Source organism: Pseudomonas sp. GP01-A4, assembly GCF_058780865.1.
Genome location: NZ_JBYSWF010000027.1, coordinates 31,542 through 47,558, shown reverse-complemented (window position 1 = coordinate 47,558; position 16,017 = coordinate 31,542). Strand labels below are relative to the sequence as shown.

The window sequence follows — 16,017 nt, the reverse complement described above, 5'->3', positions numbered from 1 at the left end:
AAAATTCATCTCTTTCCAAAGGAGCTACACAAAAGCTTCAGAGATGAATGTGCTCGGTGTGCGCCGTTCAGATCGACTGCTTCTGTGCGTCGGCGGGCGCGGTCTCGGCCACGGACTGTTCACCGTGGACCTGCTGCTGTTGCTGGCGGAACTCGGCGAGGAACTGCCGGGAGCGGTCGGCGCCGTCGTCGGCGAATGCGAGGGTGGAAGTGGCGCCGAGAAAACTGATCAATAACAGGCGGGATGGCTTCATGACGTGTCTCCAAATAAGGCGTGTGCCGTTAGTTGTGGCCAGTATATGAAGCGCAACTTAACGAGAAGGTGAGGCGCATATTACAGTTCTGACAGGCTTCAATTTGTGAACAGATGTTAGTCAACGGCAAATGAATGTAAGCATTTGCCGTTGTGTTCATTTACAGAATTGCCAATGGGTATTCGACAATCAACCGAACTTCTTCCAAGTCCGACTCAAAGGCACTTGAGCGAACGGTTGCCTGGCGCAAACGCAGCGACAGGTCTTTGAAGTTGCCGCCCTGCACCACGTACTTCGCCTCGATATCCCGCTCCCAGCGGCGTTGATCGGTCAGCGGGTCGCCGGCCGCGTCACGGCGCATGTACACGCTGTTGGCGTTGCTGTAGTCGGCGCCGGTACCTTTGCCATAGCGGGTCATGAAGGTCAGGCCAGGAATGCCGAAGGCCTGCATGTCGAGGTTGTAGGCGAGCATCCACGAGCGTTCCCTGGGCGAGTTGAAGTCGCTGTACTGGATCGAGTTGTTGAGGAAGATCGAGTCCGACATGCGCAGGTAGTCAAAGTCGTCATCGCCGTTGTTGCGCTGGTGCGACAGGGCCAGGCTGTGGGCGCCGACCTTGACCCCAAGCCTGGCGCTCCAGATGTTGTTATCGAACTCGCCAAGGCGTTTCTTGCCCTCGTCCACGGCCTTGTAATAGTTGAAGTCGCCAAACAGCGACACGTCATCGTTCAGCGGGTAGCTGGCGGCGCTGCCGAAGTAGTACTGGTCCCAGGCATCCTTCAGGCGGCTGGTGTACAGGCTGACGCTGAGGTGTTTGTTCACCTGGTAGTCGCCGCCGGCATAGCCGATCCAGGGTGAATCCACCTTGCCCGCATAAAAGGTCGCGAAGCCTTTATCCATGCCGCTTTGGGTGGGCTGGCTCATGCCGCTCAAGTGCCCGGCCTGCAAGCTCAAGCCGTCAATGCTGGTGTTTTGCGCGGTGACGCCACGGAAGCTTTCCGGCAACACCCGCGAGTCGCCGTAGGCCACCACCGGGGTCAGCGGGAACACGTCACCGGCCTTGATCACGGTATCCAGCAGGCGCACTTTTACCGCGCCGCCGAGCTTGCTGTAGCCGTCCTCGGGGTGGTTGTCGCTGTCTACCGGCAGTACGCCGAACGAGCCCTTGCCGCCGCTGCGACCGGTGCCGGAGTCGAGTTTCAGGCCATACATCGCAAACGCATCGAGGCCGAAACCCACCGGACCCTGAGTGAATCCGGATTCGAACTTGCCGATAAAACCCTGGGCCCAGGCTTCGGAATAGCCATTGCCGGTGGGGCTCGACTGGCCCTTGCGGTCATCGCGGTTGAAGTAGAAGTTGCGGGCCAGCACGTTCAAGGTGCTGCCTTCGATAAACCCTTCGGGTTTTTCTTCCACGGCCATGCCTGACAGCGGGGTGAGCCCCGCCAGGGCGGCAATCATGGAGAGTGAAAGTGTGCGGTTAGTGCTCATGTAGCGCTCCTCGGTAGTGGCAGCTATCAGCTTCTTATCGATGGGGCATTCTTGTTGTGATGGCGCCCGGGCAGATAGTTGCAAACACGAGATAACGGCGAGGTGGCGCACAGATTACAATTTTGGAATTTCAATAAAACATAACGGATAAGTAATCTTTCGGTGAACTTTGCGACAGGCTTGGTTAGTTATTCTTGCTCTGAACTTTTAATTCAATAAGTCAGACGAGGACGCCCTCATGAATACCCTGAAAACCACTGTCGCTGCATTGGCCCTGATCGTTTCCGCCAGCGCGATGGCCGAAGGTGGAGGCGACCGCACCTTCGCCCAATTGATGCAAAACAATGAGCAAGCCATGGCCGCCTACGCCGCCAGAAAGGGCAAGCCTGCGCCCGAGGTGCTGGTGTATCGCTACGGCATGAAGCTGGACATTGCCAGGGTGGTGAATGTCACGCCGCCGATCCGCTCGTGCAGCGCGGTGCCGTCACGCATGACCTACGAAGACTCCACCGGCAAGCTCAACACGCTCCACTACCAAGTGATGGGCATCTGCCGTAACAACGGCAGTTGAGGGGCTGAAAAAATATAGTTGGGCAATGGGCTAAAGCTCTCTTAAGAAAATGCCGGCAGCGCCGATGCAGGTCAGATCCCGCCCTCATTTGCCCACCGGTGCCTCCATGTTCAACACCCGTCTCAAGCAGGAGCTGTCTGCTCTTCGCGAAGAATTATCCAGTTTGCAGCAGGTCAAGGAGAGCCTGGAAAGCGAAATGATGGCCCTGACCCTGGATCCCGAAGGGCGCATCGAGTCCGTCAATGCCATCTTCCTTCAAGAGATGGCTTACCAGGCAAGCCAGCTGCAAGGCCGCCTGATCGAGGATCTGGTGCCGGCGCACGTCAAGCACGACACCTTTCAACTGCGCTTCACGAACGCCCTGGTGCGTGGCGAACACTTCGCCGGTTCCGTACGCCTGATGCGCGGCAACGGCAATGAGGCGTGGCTGCGCTCCATCGTGCAACCGGTGCGTGGCAGTGACGGGCGTATCAAGCATATTTCGATGTACTCCAGCGACCTGACCCGCACTATCGAGGCGTCCCGCGAGCACGAAAACCTGATCACCGCGCTGGTGCGTTCCACGGCAGTGATCGAGTTCGACCTCAACGGTAATGTGCTGACGGCCAACGACCGTTTCCTCAACGGCATGGGTTACAGCCTGGCGCAGATCCAGGGCAAACATCACCGGATATTCTGTGAGCCGCAGGATGCCGGCAGCGTCGAGTACCAGCAGTTCTGGACGCGCCTGAACGCCGGTGAATTCGTCGCGGGGCGCTTCAAGCGGGTGGACAGTCACGGGCGGGTGGTGTGGCTGGAGGCTTCGTATAACCCGGTGCTTGACGCCAACGAGCGGCTGTACAAAGTGGTCAAGTTCGCCACGGTGATCACCGACCAGGTCAACCAGGAACAGGCCGTGGCCGACGCGGCCAACATCGCCTACAGCACCTCGCTGCACACCGACAGCAGCGCCCAGCGCGGCACCACCGTGGTCACCCAGGCGGTGGAGGTGATGCGCGACCTGGCCAAGCACATGGAGCAGGCGGGTGAGGGCATTGAAGCGCTGAACGCCCAGTCCCAGGTGATTGGCAGCATCGTCAAGACCATCAGCGGCATCGCCGAGCAGACCAACCTGCTGGCGCTCAACGCCGCCATCGAAGCCGCCCGTGCCGGTGAGCAAGGCCGTGGTTTTGCGGTGGTGGCCGATGAGGTTCGGCAACTGGCGTCGCGTACCAGCAAGGCCACCGAGGAAATCGTCGGCGTGGTGCGCCAGAACCAGGACATGGCCCGCGATGCAGTGGCGCTGATGACCGATGGCCGCCTGCAGGCCGAGCAAGGGCTGGCATTGGCGGCCGAGGCGGGCACAGTGATCGTCGAGATCCAGGACGGCGCCCAGAAAGTGGTCAGCGCTGTAGGGCAATTCGCCAATCAACTGAGCAGCTAGTCACCCGGGCTCATGCTTGAGGTATCGTAGGTTTTTTTTCCGAGCCTTTCGTCCATGAGCCCTAACCATCGCCGTCCCGTCCCGCTGTCCAAGGCCTACCGCTTGCTCAACCACGGCCCGACCGTACTGGTCAGCGCCGCGCACAACGGCCAGCGCAACATCATGGCCGCGGCATGGGCGATGCCGCTGGATTTCGAGCCGCCCAAAGTCGCCGTCGTGCTGGATAAGGCCACCTGGACCCGGCAACTGCTCGAAGGCGCCGGCACTTTCGTGCTCAACGTACCGTGTGCGGCCCAGGCCGATATCGTGCAGACCGTGGGCAACACCACCGGCAGCGAGACCGACAAGTTCGCCGCATATGACTTGCAGACGTTCAGCGGCGAACACACCGAAGCGCCGATGCTTGAAGGCTGCGTGGCGTGGCTGGAATGCCGCTTGCTGCCGGAACCGCATAACCAGCAGACCTACGATCTGTTCCTCGCCGAAGTGGTGGCCGCCCAGGCTGATGAGCGCGTATTCAGCGACGGTCGCTGGCATTTCGAAGGGCAGGATGCGCTGCGTACCTTGCACCATGTGGCGGGCGGGCATTTCCTGACGATTGGTGAGCCGATTGATGGGCGACAGCTTTAAGCCCAGTGCCAATTCTTCCGGTACAGCCTGGTTTTGTGGCGAGGGAGCTTGCTCCCGCTGGAGCGCGAAGCGGTCCCATTGTTTCCTGCCAATACACTTGGTCGGTAGATATACGACTGCTGCGCAGCCGAGCGGGAGCAAGCTCCCTCGCCACAAAGGTTGTGTTACCACTGGGCTTTGCTGAGTGCCTCGGCAAACGCCATCAACTTCGGCGAGTACTGCCGCGATGGCGGATACACCAGCGATATCGCCCGACTGCGCCCGGCAAATTCCTCCAGCAAGGGCACAAGGCGCCCGGCCGCCAGATCTTCCCGCACCGCAAAGTCCATCACCTGGGCGATGCCGAATCCGCCCAGCGCGCCGTCCACCAGCGCATCGCCGATATCAAAGATCAACCGCCCCTCGACACTCACGTCCTGCACCCTGCCATCGAGCATGAACTGCCAGTCCACCAGCCGGCTGGTACGCAGGTTACGTACGGTCAGGCAATTGTGGTCCTGGAGTTCATCGACGGTCTGCGGCGTACCAAAACGCGCGAGATAAGCCGGGGAGGCGACGGTGACCCAGCGCAGCGGTGGCAGTGCCCGGGCGATCAGGCGTTGGTCCTGGATGTCGCCGGTGCGCAGCAAGGCGTCAAAGCCTTCGTCGACGATGTCCACCAGGCGGTCGGTCATTACCGCTTCAATGCGCAGATCGGGGTATTGCAGGGTCAGCTCGCCGATTACCGGCATCACCACCTTGCGGCCAAACAACGAGGGCGTGCTGATCTTCAGCAAACCGGACGGTGAGGCACGGCGGTCGAGCATTTGCCGCTCGGCTTCGGCCAGTTCCGCCAGCAGCGGCGCGCTGCGTTCATACAGCATCTGCCCGTCGGGCGTGAGGCTGACGCTGCGGGTGTTGCGTTGCAGCAGGCGCACACCCAGCTGGTTTTCCAGTCGGGAAATGGCCCGGGACAAGCCCGATTGGGTCAGCCCCAGGTCTCCGGCGGCGCGAGTGAAACTGCGGGTTTCGGCGACGCGCACCAGCAGGCGAACAGCATTCAGATCCATGATTAAAGTCATTACTGAAAGAGTGATAGGGGTATTTATCATCTGTTGGGCATGAAAGAAACTGGCGCCTCTCATTTTCAGGCAGGACGCTGTGATGTCTTCTTCTCGACCCTCTGGCTGGATGCTGTTGCTGCTGGCAACCGCGCAACTGATCATCGCCCTCGACGCGACCATCGTGTTTGTCGCGCTGCCGCAAATCGGCAGCCACCTGGGTTTTTCTGCCCAGCAATTGCAGTGGGTGGTCAGTGCCTACAGCGTGGCGTTTGGTGGCTTCCTGTTGCTGGGTGGTCGGGCGGCGGACCTGTTGGGCAAGCGGCGCTTGTACATGCTTGGCCAGTCGCTGTACGCGCTGTCTTCCCTGGCGGCGGTGCTCGGTGGCAGCGCCTTGCTGCTGGTGCTGGCGCGGGCGGTGCAGGGCGTGGGCGGCGCGCTGTTGTTCCCGGCCACGCTGGCGCTGATCAACACCCACTACGCCGAAGGGCCCGCGCGTCATCGGGCGTTTGCCGTGTGGAGCGCGGCGTCTGCGGCGGGCCTGGCATTGGGCGCGTTGCTCGGCGGCGTGCTGACCCAGGCCTGGGGCTGGGAAGCGGTGTTTCTGGTGAACGTGCCATTGGCCGGTGCCTGTGCCCTGGCGGCGCGCTACTGGATTCCCGCCGATGGCGAGCGGGCCCGCGGGCGCAACTTTGATATCAGCGGCGCGTTGACCGTGACGCTGGGCGGCACCTTGCTGGTGTTCTCCCTGGTGCAGGGGCCGGAGTGGGGCTGGGCGGCGCCGTCAACCCTGGGCTGCATGGCCCTGGCGTTGGTGCTGCTCGGGTTGTTTGGGTGGATCGAACACCGGGGCCGTGATCCGTTGATGCCGCTACGCTTGTTGGGCTATCGCGAGTTGCGCATGGCCATGGTGTTGACGGCGGTGTTCATGAGCAGCTTTGGCGTGCAGTACTACTTTTTGGCGGTGTATTACCAGCAGGTCTACGGCTACAGCGTGTTGCAGGCGGGGTTGGCGTTTTTGCCGGCGACGCTGGTGTGCACCGCGGGTATCTGGCTGGCGGAGCGTTCATTGGCGCGTCTGGGGTTGCGCAACACCCTGGTCAGCGGCCAGTTGGCGGGCGCGGTGGGTATCGCTTTGGTATGTGTGGCGTTGCCGACGGGGGCGGGGTTCTGGTCGTTGCTGCCGGGGATTTTCATCCTGAGTATTGGCCAGGGCATGACCTGGACGGCGATGTGGGTGGCTGCGGGGCTGGGCATCCGGCCGGGCGAGCAGGGCGTGGCGGCAGGCATGGCGTCCACCAGCCAGCAGATTGGCGGTGCGTTGGGACTGGCGTTGCTGGTGTCGTTGGCGAACGCCGGTGGGTCGACGGGCGCGGCGCAGGCGGGCGGGATTGAGCTGGCGTTGTGGTGGAGCGCGGCGATTGCCCTGGCGGGTGCGGTGCTGGCGTTGGCCCTTAAAGAACGAGCTCCAGCGTCGAATACGATTTCGGCAGCGACATAGTTCAACTGTAGGAGCTGGCTTGCCTGCGATAGCGGAGTGTCAGCCAACAATTTATTAACTGATCCACCGCTATCGCAGGCAAGCCCGCTCCCACAGGTTGATCGCGTTTCAAGGCGGGATTTCAGCGCCCGAGCATCTTCACCCAGCGCGACGGCGGCATGCCGAAAGTGCTGCGGAACTGGCGGGTCATGTGGCTCTGGTCGGTGAAGCCGGCGGTCAGTGCCGCATCCACCAGTGACTGGCCCTGGCCCAGCAGGCTGCGCACCAGGTCCAGGCGGCGCATGGTCAGGTAGCGATAGGGGCTGGTGCCGAACAACAATCGAAAATCCCGCGACAACGCCCAGCGGTCGCGGTTGGCGTATTCCGCCATCTCATCGAGGGTGATCGGGCGGCCCAGGGCGCTGTGGATAAATTCCCGTGCGCGCTCGGCGGCCCGGTAGTCGAAGGTTTTGCGCGTCACCGTGATGCCCGACGCGTTATTCAGCGCCTGGGCCAGGTCAAACATCGCGTCCTGTTCCTGCAGCGGGTCAATCGGGCAATCCAGGCTTTGCAGCAACACTTCACTGGCGCGGTACAGCCACGGGTCGCTGGACAATCCGCCGGGGATGAACGGTAACGGCTTGCCACCGAGCACCTGCTGGATCAGCGCCGGCTCCACGTAAATCATCCGGTATTTGAAACCTTCCTCGCTGCCGGCCCAGCCGTCATGCACTTCATCGGGATGGATCACCATGGTCCGCCCCGGCAGGCTGTGGGTCATGCCGCCGCGATAGTGAAAACTCTGCACACCGAACAGGGTACGGCCGATGGCATAGGTGTCGTGGCGATGGGGGTCGAAGCCAAACCCGGCAAAATACGCCTCGATACGCTCCAGGCCACTGGCGTGGGGCGCGCGGTGCAGCCAGTCGATATTGGTCGCCATGATGAGTTGTCGCGCAAAGAGATGGAAATACGGTAACCCAGTCTGAATCCGCTGTCTGCCGGGGTCTTGTACGATTGTGCAGGGCGGGTACCGGGCATATGATCCTTATTCCTGCACTGCCCTCGGCGGAATCCCAAATGGAATTGTTCAATCCGGCCTACGCGGCGCCTCTGGTCTCGCTGGCCCTGCTCTGGACCGTCGCGGTCGTCACGCCCGGCCCGAACTTCTTCAACACCGCGCAACTGGCCGCCAGTTGCTCGCGTCGCCACGGCGTGGTGGCGTCCTCGGGCGTGGCCACCGGCACCGTGATGTGGGGTCTGGCAGGCGGTTTGGGGATCAAGTCGCTGTTCACCGCAGCACCCATGTTGTACCTGGCGTTCAAGATCATCGGCGGCTGCTACCTGATTTACCTGGGGTTGAAACTGTTCCGGCGCTCGGCACCGTCGATGGCCCAGAACCTGTTGCCCGACGAACCTCGGCGTTCACTGTTCTCCGCCTGGCGCCTGGGTTTGCTGGGCAACCTGTCCAACCCCAAGGCGGCGCTGTTCGTCGCGACGATCTTTGCATCCACCATGCCGCAGTCACCGTCGCCGACGCTGCTGACCCTGGCCGTGATCACCATGGCGACCTTGTCATTCAGTTGGTACTCCTGCGTGGCACTGGTGTTTTCCAGTGAGCGGATGGCCAACGTCTATGCCCGCTCGCGCAAGTGGCTGGACCGGTTTGCCGGTGGTTGTTATGTGCTGTTCGGGGCCACGCTGGTAGCGAATCGCTGATGGCTCATGGTAAGAAGCCTTACTTTCAAACGTGAGGCCGATCATGAGCAAGCTGCGGGTAGGGATTATTTTTGGTGGCCGTTCGGCCGAGCACGAAGTGTCGCTGCAATCGGCGCGCAACATCGTCGATGCACTGGACCGTTCGCGCTTCGAGCCGATCCTGATCGGTATCGACAAGGCCGGCCACTGGCACCTCAACGACACCTCGGGCTTTCTGCTCAACGAAGAAAATCCGGCGCTGATCGCCCTCAATCAATCCAATCGTGAACTGGCCGTGGTGCCGGGCAAGGCCAGCCAGCAACTGGTGGAAACCGCCAGCCAGGCCTCGTTGGAACATGTCGATGTGATCTTCCCGATCGTCCACGGCACCCTCGGCGAAGACGGCTGCCTGCAAGGCCTGCTGCGCATGGCCGACTTGCCGTTTGTCGGCTCCGACGTGCTGGGCTCGGCCGTGTGCATGGACAAGGACATCAGCAAACGCCTGCTGCGCGATGCCGGGATTGCCGTGACGCCGTTCATTACCCTCAACCGTCGCACGGCGGCGCGAACCACCTTCGAACAAGCCCGGCAGAAACTCGGAGTGCCGATGTTCGTGAAACCGGCGAACCAGGGTTCGTCCGTCGGGGTGAGCAAGGTGGGCAGCGAGGCTGAATATCATGCCGCCGTAGAACTGGCCCTCGGGTTTGATGAAAAGGTGCTGGTGGAGTCCGCGGTCAAAGGCCGGGAAATCGAATGCGCCGTGTTGGGTAACGAGAATCCCATCGCCAGCGGCTGTGGCGAGATCGTGGTGCGGGACGGGTTCTATTCCTACGACAGCAAATACATCGATGACCAGGCAGCCCAGGTGGTGGTGCCGGCGGATATCAGCGTTGAAGACAGCGAGCGTATTCGTGCGTTGGCTATCGAAGCGTTTGAAACCCTGGGCTGTGCCGGGCTGGCGCGGGTGGATGTGTTTCTGACGGATGAGGGGGAGGTGCTGATCAACGAGATCAACTCGTTGCCGGGCTTTACGCGCATCAGCATGTATCCGAAGCTGTGGCAGGCGGCAGGCATGAGCTACAGCGAGCTGGTGAGCCGGTTGATCGAGCTGGCGCTGGAGCGGCATGCGGGGCGTAAGGGGTTGAAGATCAGCCGCTAAAGATCAAATGTGGGAGCTGGCTTGCCTGCGATAGCGGTGGATCAGTGAATAAAATATTGACTGACACTCCGTCATCGCAGGCAAGCCAGCTCCCACACTAGATTTGCGCAGTCCTGGAAATCCACGAATACAACAACGTCTTGCGCTCCGTACTGTCATGGGTCCTTCGGCGGTAACTCGCAAACGCCGGCGAGGTGCAATACGTACACACCTCGCTCACCTCAACCTGCTCAGGTTTTATCCCTGCCGCCTCCAGCAAGATCAGCGCATACCGGCCCAAATCAAACCACGCACTCAACGCCTGCCTGGGGTCTGGCGGCTGAATCTGCGGTGCCAACAACGGCCCCGGCTGCTCAAACGTCCACGGCGCATTTCCATCCCGCCACAAATGCCCCTGGCTCGCCTGCAACTGCGCCACAAACTCGCCACTCACCTCATAACAGCACGGCTTGATCGACGGCCCAATCGCAATCCGCAACTGGTCCAACGCCACTCCCTCGGCGGCAAACCGTTGCATGGCATTGGCGATGATCCCGCCTTGCAGCCCCTTCCAGCCGCCATGAATCGCCGCGACAAAATCCCCGCTCTCCGAAGCCATCAGCAGCGGCAGGCAATCGGCGGTGATCACCGCAATCGGCTGCGCCTCCCGGCTGAAAACCCCGTCAGCCTCCACCGTGTTGGGCGTAAGCTGCGGGTGCCATTCAATGGTCGTGGCGCTGTGCACCTGCTTGCAGATGAACACCTCGTCGGGCCGCAATGGATCGTCAATCGTACAAAACCCATGGTCGACGCCAGCCAGGGCGCCGAGGTTATTTGCCTTGTGCACGCGCAGCTCTCCAGTGAGTCAATTCAATCCCCCAGCGCTTCGCCTTCACGGCGTGGATCAGCCCCGCCGACCAACGACGCCTTGCCCTGCGCATCGCGCACCCGGACGATCGCCTGGGCGCCGCTGGTCATGTCGATTTCGCTCAGGGCGTGGCCCTTGTCCTTCAGTGCCTGTTTCAGCTGAGCACTGAACAACCCGGCTTCCAGCTCGGTCGCGCCGTTGCGGCTGCCGAAGTTGGGCAGGCCGACGGCCGCTTGCGGGTCGAGGTTCCAGTCGAGCATGGCCACCAGGGATTTGCTCACATATTCGATGATCTGCGAACCGCCCGGCGAACCCACCGTGGCCACCCACTCACCGCTCTGGCGATCAAACACCAGGGTCGGTGCCATCGACGAACGCGGGCGCTTGCCCGGCTCGATCCGGTTGGCCACCGGCTGGCCGTTCTCTTCGGGGATGAAGGAGAAGTCGGTCATCTGGTTATTCAGCAAAAAGCCCTGGACCATTACATGGGAACCGAATGCGGACTCCACCGTGGTGGTCATCGACACCGCGCCACCCACGTCATCCACTGCCACCACTTGCGAGGTGGAAATGCGCAACGGCGAGCGATCCGGCGCGTAGGCCACTTCAATTCCCGCAGGCTTGCCCGGCTTGGCGACGCCCATGCTGCGCTCACCAATCAATGCGGCACGGCCGGCCAGATAGTCCGGCGCGACCAGCCCGGCCACCGGCACCGGCACGTAGTCGGAATCCGCCACGTACTGGGCGCGGTCGGCATAGGCCAGGCGGTCGGCCTCGGCGATCAGATGCACCGCTTCAGGCACCGGTTCCAGGCCGGCCGGGGAGTCGTTCTTCACCGGCTTCAACAGCCCAAGCGTCATACGCGGGTCGCGGGTTTCCAGGGCCTGCAACGTGCCGAGGATCTGCGCAATGGCGATCCCGCCCGACGACGGCGGCGGCATGCCGCAGACTTTCCAGCGTTTGTAGTCGGTGCACAACGGCGCCCGCTCAACTGCGCTGTAGCCCTTGAGGTCGGTCAGCGTCAGGCTGCCGGCGTTGCTGTTGCCTTGTACCTTGCGGGTGATTTCGTCGGCAATCGGGCCGTAGTACAGCGCGTCCGGCCCTTCCTTGGCGATGCGCTTGAACACGTTGGCCAGCGCCGGGTTTTTCAGCAGCGTACCGGTGGCCTTCGGGCTGCCGTCGGCATTCAGGAAGTACGCGGTCATTTCCGGCGAGCGGCTGATGTAGCGGTCAGCGGCAATCAGGCTGTGCAGGCGCGCAGAGATCGGGAAACCCTCTTCGGCCAGGCGAATGGCCGGCTCAAACAGTTTGGCCCATTGCAGGTGGCCGGTCTTTTTATGGGCCATTTCCAGGGCGCGCAACACCCCCGGGGTGGCCACCGAACGCCCGCCAATCTGTGCCTGCGGGAACGACATCGGCGTGCCATCGGCGTTGAGGAACAACCGCTCGGTAGCGCCCGCCGGTGCGGTTTCGCGACCGTCGTAGGCGTGCACCTGCTTGCCGTCCCACAGCATGATGAACGCGCCGCCGCCGATCCCGGAGGACTGCGGCTCCACCAGGGTCAGCACGGCCTGCATGGCAATCGCTGCGTCGATGGCCGAGCCGCCCTTGCGCAATATCTCGCGCCCGGCTTCGGCGGCCAGCGGGTTGGCGGCGGCGGCCATGTGGCGCTCGGCGTGGCGGGGGCTCATGTCGGTGCGATAGCCCGAGCCGAGCTCCGGGGCGGGCGGCAGTTCCGGCGCGGTGGCGCTGTGGCAGGCGGCGAGGGTGAGGGCGGCGGTGATCAGCGAGAGGGTGGTAAGGCGTTGGCGGCGAAAAATCGAAAACACGCGATGACTCCGTTCATTTGAGAATGATCTGTTGTCCGTGGGGAGGGAATGTACCTCAGTGGTTTGCAGGTTGGGAGATTGATCTGTATTTGGTTGTGCGGTACAACTATATCCTTCGTCATTCGGGCAAGAGGTTTCCCCCCGTGAACCGTTCCAAGCCAGACCTTATCGATCAGATCCGCTGTGCCTCGCGTCTTATGGTGCGAGAGCTGGGCTTCATGCAGCCGAAGTTGGCGGCCAGCAGTTACCCACCGTCATCGGTGCACACGATTGTTGAAATCGGCGAGCGTGGCGCGCTGACAGCGGCTGAACTGGTCATGTTGCTGGGGCTGGAAAAGTCGTCGGTGAGCCGCATGGTGCGCAAGCTGGTCGAGGCGGGCGAGCTGGAAGAGTTTGCCAACGAGGACGATGCCCGTTCGAAAAAGCTGCGGCTCACCACACGAGGCCAGAAGACGTTACGCGACATCGAAACGTTTGCCCGGCGCCAGGTGGGCGAGGCGATTGGCGACTTGTCCAGCGAACAGCAACAGGCCGTCAGCCGTGGGCTCGATCAATACGCCGCAGCCCTGCAAACCCAACGTACTGGCGCCCGGCAGCCGAGGCACTACCGCATTGCCCATGGCTACCGGCCAGGCATCATCGGGCGTATCGCGCAGATGCACGCCGAGTACTACGCCCAGCATGCGAATTTTGGCCAGCCGTTTGAAAGCCTGGTGGCGGCGGACATGGCCGAGTTGATGGGGCGCCTGGCCAACCCGCGCAACCAAGTCTGGGCAGTGCTGGACGCAGAGCAGATCGTCGGTTCGATCGCGATTGATGGCGAGGGCGAAAACGGCGAGGCGACCCTGCGCTGCTTCATCCTCGACCCGTCTGCCCACGGCCAGGGCTTGGGTAAACGGTTGTTGAAAGAGGCGCTGGATTTCTGTGACGGGCACCGGTTCCCGGCGGTGCGGCTGTGGACGTTCAAGGGCCTGGATGTGGCGCGCAAGCTCTATGAAAACGCGGGCTTTGTGCTGGAGTCGGAACAGGAGGGGCAGCAGTGGGGCAAATCGGTGGTGGAGCAGTGTTTTGTGCGGCACGCTGTTTGACGCAACAGCGCCCCACGTCACGGGGCGCTGGCGCCTGGCCGGTTAGAAGTCCCAGCGCGTGGTGAGCATCACGTTGCGCGGGGTGCCGTAATAGGCCGTGTTATAGAAGCCGATGTTGGTGTAGTACTGCTTGTCGAACAGGTTGTTGACGTTCAGCGTCGCGGAAAGATGTTCGCTGACCTGATACTTGGCCATCGCGTCCACCACCCAATACGCTTCCTGCGAGAACTCTTCGTTTTGCGCCTTGGGCCGGTTGTACACCACTTGCCAGCTTCTGCTCTGCCAGCGCGCGCCGCCGCCGACGGTCAGGCGGTCCAGCGGACCCTTGAGTTTGTACGAGGTGAAGAAACTGAGCTGGTCCTCCGGCTCCCAGGTCGAAGCCTTGTCGCCATGCTCATCCCGCAGGATCTTGTGGGTGTAGCCGGCCTGGGCCTGCCAGCCCGGCGCCAGCTCGCCGGACATCTCGGCCTCGAAACCCTTGGTTTTGGCCTTGATGCCTTTCTCGGCATACCCGAGGGATGGGTTGGTCGGCGCGGCGTTGTATTCGGCGTCCGGCTCCGCACGGTTGGTTTCGTGCACTTCGAAGTAGGCCATGCTGGTGTTGAGCCGGCCCTCGAAGAACTCGCCCTTGAGGCCGGTCTCGTAGTTCTTGCCTTCATCCGGTTCCAGCAATTTGTTGTTGCGGTCGCGGCTGTAGGTCGTCGGCATGAAGATGTCGGTGTAGCTGGCATACGCGGTGAAGTTGTCGTTCAGGTCGTAGGTGACCCCGGCGTAGGGCACCAGCTTGCCGGTCTCGGTGGAGTCGTCTTCGCCACGCAATTTGTAGTTGGCCACGCGGCTGCCGAGGAACAGGTTCAGGTCATCCATGAGGTTGAAACGTGCGGCCATATAGCCTGCGGATTGTCGGGTCGTGGCATCGATGATCCGTGTCGGTTCACCCCAGTTCGGCTCCGGAGCGTTGCCATCGAAGTTCCAGAAATCGATCTCGTTGTTGCCCACATAGGTGGGGGCGCCGTAGTCCTTTCCGGTCCAGTGGGAATTCGAGGCCGACGCGCCAATCACCAGTTCATGGGTACGGCCCAGCAGGCTGAATGGGCCGCTGGCGTAGACATCGCCCGAGTCGGCGCGGGTATTGCCGGTGAACTTGTTCGCGTACAGGGACGACAGTCCGGTGGCGGGGAACGGGCCACTCATGATCGAGCCCAGGGGCGCGTCGTAGCCCATGAGTTGGTGGGTGTATTGGCCCTTGATCACCCAGCCATTGTCAAAGTTGTGTTCCAGGGTGGAGAACACGCTGCGGGAGTACTGCTCCCAGCGGCTCCACTTGGCGCCGTTGTTGTAGGAGCGTTTTACATCGATGCGGTTGCCGTTGCGATCGAACAGCGCACGGCTGCCGGACCAGCCCGAGCCTTGCGGGTCGCTGTCCAGGTAATCGAAACCGACGGTGAGCAGGGTGTCGTCGGTCAGGTCGGCTTCCAGCGTGCCGAAATACACATTGGTGCTGCGCTGGTAGTGGTCCATGAACGAGTGCTTGTCCTGGTACGCCGCCACCGCACGCCCGCGCACGTTGCCGCTGTCGGTCAGCGGGCCACTCACGTCGATCTGGGAACGATAGTTGTCCCAGCTGCCGGCGCCGAGTTCGACGCTGGCCTTGAAGTCCCGCGTGGGCTTTTTGCGGATCAGGTTGATCGTCGCGCCAGGGGCGCCGGCGCCGGTCAGCAGTCCGGTGGCACCCTTGAGGATTTCCACGCGGTCATAGATCGCCATGTCGCTGAGGGTCTGGCTGGACGAGTAGGCGGAGTTGCGCAGGGTCGGGATGCCGTCGTACTGGAAGTTTTCCACCGAGAAGCCGCGGGCGTAGTAATTGTTACGCTCGCTGTCGAAGGTCGACACGGTGATGCCCGGTGTATGGCGCATCACGTCGTCGATCGAAGTGAGCGCGAAGTCATCCATATGCTGGCGCGTGATCACGGTGATCGACTGCGGGGTTTCCCGTGGGGTCAGCACCATGCGCGTGGCGGTGGCGATGGTGCCCGGGGTGTAGGAACCGCTGCCCTCAGTGATGGTGCCCAACTGATTCGCGGTGATCTCTGTGGCACCCAGCGACAGCGCGCCGCCGGCCACCGGCAGGCTTTCCAGCTGGTAGCCATCGGCATTGCCGCGTGCTGCGAAGCCGGTGCCGGCCAGCACCTGCGCGAACCCGTCCTCCACGTTGTAGCTGCCGCGCACGCCGGGGCTGTCCAACCCGGCCACTTGTTGCGACAGGAACGAGATCGGCACGCCGGCGGCCTGGGCGTAACGCGTCAGCACGTCACCGAGTTTTCCGGGGGCGATGTCGAACGCCTGTACCTGCTGCTGCGCGTAGGCCAGGCCCGGCACCGCCAGGGGCAGGCAGCCAAGCAACAGTCGACTGGCCAGCAACAGGCCGCCGCGTGTGGGGGTTGAAGACATGTTATCGGTGCTCCTTTGGATGTTGGCCAAGGAAAGGACGCGGCAAAACCGAAAACACG

14 protein-coding genes and 1 pseudogene are annotated in these 16,017 nt (G+C 62.2%); 8 read left to right on the top strand and 7 right to left on the bottom strand.

The features are described 5' to 3' along the window. Positions 1-67: 67 nt before the first annotated feature. Together AC3WKX_RS17035 and AC3WKX_RS17030 are read right to left on the bottom strand one after the other, a co-directional pair. Complete coding sequence (locus AC3WKX_RS17035; protein ID WP_102604734.1) at positions 68-253, bottom strand: hypothetical protein; 186 nt, start codon at positions 251-253, stop codon at positions 68-70. Between the two features lie 160 nt (positions 254-413). Beyond that, positions 414-1,742 carry an OprD family porin gene (locus AC3WKX_RS17030; protein WP_102604733.1) on the bottom strand — a complete coding sequence of 443 codons (1,329 nt, stop codon included), beginning with the start codon at positions 1,740-1,742 and terminating at the stop codon, positions 414-416. 238 nt (positions 1,743-1,980) lie between these two features. Here AC3WKX_RS17030 and AC3WKX_RS17025 point away from each other — a divergent pair, with 238 nt between their 5' ends. The 4 genes and pseudogenes from AC3WKX_RS17025 to AC3WKX_RS17010 all read left to right on the top strand — a co-directional run bounded on the left by AC3WKX_RS17025 (position 1,981) and on the right by AC3WKX_RS17010 (position 4,366). Next, complete coding sequence (locus tag AC3WKX_RS17025) at positions 1,981-2,313, top strand: DUF2790 domain-containing protein (protein WP_008437494.1); 333 nt, start codon at positions 1,981-1,983, stop codon at positions 2,311-2,313. A 49-nt stretch (positions 2,314-2,362) separates the two neighbouring features. Continuing rightward, positions 2,363-3,196: pseudogene (locus tag AC3WKX_RS17020) on the top strand (PAS domain-containing protein); the annotation flags it as partial. A gap of 108 nt (positions 3,197-3,304) precedes the next feature. Further along, complete coding sequence (locus AC3WKX_RS17015; RefSeq protein WP_371132413.1) at positions 3,305-3,736, top strand: methyl-accepting chemotaxis protein; 432 nt, start codon at positions 3,305-3,307, stop codon at positions 3,734-3,736. A 54-nt stretch (positions 3,737-3,790) separates the two neighbouring features. Beyond that, the gene (locus AC3WKX_RS17010; RefSeq protein ID WP_003214424.1) at positions 3,791-4,366 is read left to right on the top strand and encodes a flavin reductase family protein; all 576 of its coding nucleotides are present in this window, start codon (positions 3,791-3,793) and stop codon (positions 4,364-4,366) included. 164 nt (positions 4,367-4,530) lie between these two features. On the opposite strand, the gene AC3WKX_RS17005 is transcribed toward AC3WKX_RS17010, so the two are convergent. Beyond that, positions 4,531-5,415 carry a LysR family transcriptional regulator gene (locus AC3WKX_RS17005; protein WP_102604731.1) on the bottom strand — a complete coding sequence of 295 codons (885 nt, stop codon included), beginning with the start codon at positions 5,413-5,415 and terminating at the stop codon, positions 4,531-4,533. A gap of 121 nt (positions 5,416-5,536) precedes the next feature. Here AC3WKX_RS17005 and AC3WKX_RS17000 point away from each other — a divergent pair, with 121 nt between their 5' ends. Beyond that, a complete protein-coding gene (locus tag AC3WKX_RS17000; protein WP_008437492.1) occupies positions 5,537-6,907 on the top strand; it encodes an MFS transporter in 1,371 nt (456 codons plus the stop codon). A 121-nt stretch (positions 6,908-7,028) separates the two neighbouring features. Here AC3WKX_RS17000 and AC3WKX_RS16995 read toward each other — a convergent pair whose 3' ends face one another. Then, the gene (locus AC3WKX_RS16995) at positions 7,029-7,829 is read right to left on the bottom strand and encodes an AraC family transcriptional regulator (RefSeq protein WP_102604730.1); all 801 of its coding nucleotides are present in this window, start codon (positions 7,827-7,829) and stop codon (positions 7,029-7,031) included. Positions 7,830-7,966: 137 nt separating this feature from the next. On the opposite strand from AC3WKX_RS16995, the gene AC3WKX_RS16990 reads away from it, so the two are divergent. Together AC3WKX_RS16990 and ddlA are read left to right on the top strand one after the other, a co-directional pair. Next, a complete protein-coding gene (locus AC3WKX_RS16990) occupies positions 7,967-8,605 on the top strand; it encodes a LysE family translocator (RefSeq protein WP_102368107.1) in 639 nt (212 codons plus the stop codon). Between the two features lie 43 nt (positions 8,606-8,648). Next, positions 8,649-9,743, top strand: a complete 1,095-nt coding sequence (gene ddlA / locus AC3WKX_RS16985) for a D-alanine--D-alanine ligase (RefSeq protein WP_102604729.1) — start codon at positions 8,649-8,651, stop codon at positions 9,741-9,743. A 97-nt stretch (positions 9,744-9,840) separates the two neighbouring features. On the opposite strand, the gene AC3WKX_RS16980 is transcribed toward ddlA, so the two are convergent. Together AC3WKX_RS16980 and ggt are read right to left on the bottom strand one after the other, a co-directional pair. Next, a complete protein-coding gene (locus AC3WKX_RS16980) occupies positions 9,841-10,569 on the bottom strand; it encodes a purine nucleoside phosphorylase YfiH/LACC1 family protein (RefSeq protein ID WP_102604728.1) in 729 nt (242 codons plus the stop codon). Positions 10,570-10,592: 23 nt separating this feature from the next. Continuing rightward, positions 10,593-12,419 carry a gamma-glutamyltransferase gene (gene ggt, locus AC3WKX_RS16975; RefSeq protein ID WP_102604727.1) on the bottom strand — a complete coding sequence of 609 codons (1,827 nt, stop codon included), beginning with the start codon at positions 12,417-12,419 and terminating at the stop codon, positions 10,593-10,595. A 197-nt stretch (positions 12,420-12,616) separates the two neighbouring features. On the opposite strand from ggt, the gene AC3WKX_RS16970 reads away from it, so the two are divergent. Further along, positions 12,617-13,507 carry a bifunctional helix-turn-helix transcriptional regulator/GNAT family N-acetyltransferase gene (locus AC3WKX_RS16970; protein ID WP_219736749.1) on the top strand — a complete coding sequence of 297 codons (891 nt, stop codon included), beginning with the start codon at positions 12,617-12,619 and terminating at the stop codon, positions 13,505-13,507. Positions 13,508-13,549: 42 nt separating this feature from the next. Here the strand turns inward: AC3WKX_RS16970 and AC3WKX_RS16965 are convergent, their stop codons facing one another. Beyond that, positions 13,550-15,958, bottom strand: coding sequence for a TonB-dependent siderophore receptor (locus AC3WKX_RS16965; protein ID WP_087693778.1), 2,409 nt, complete (start codon positions 15,956-15,958; stop codon positions 13,550-13,552). Positions 15,959-16,017 lie beyond the last annotated feature (59 nt).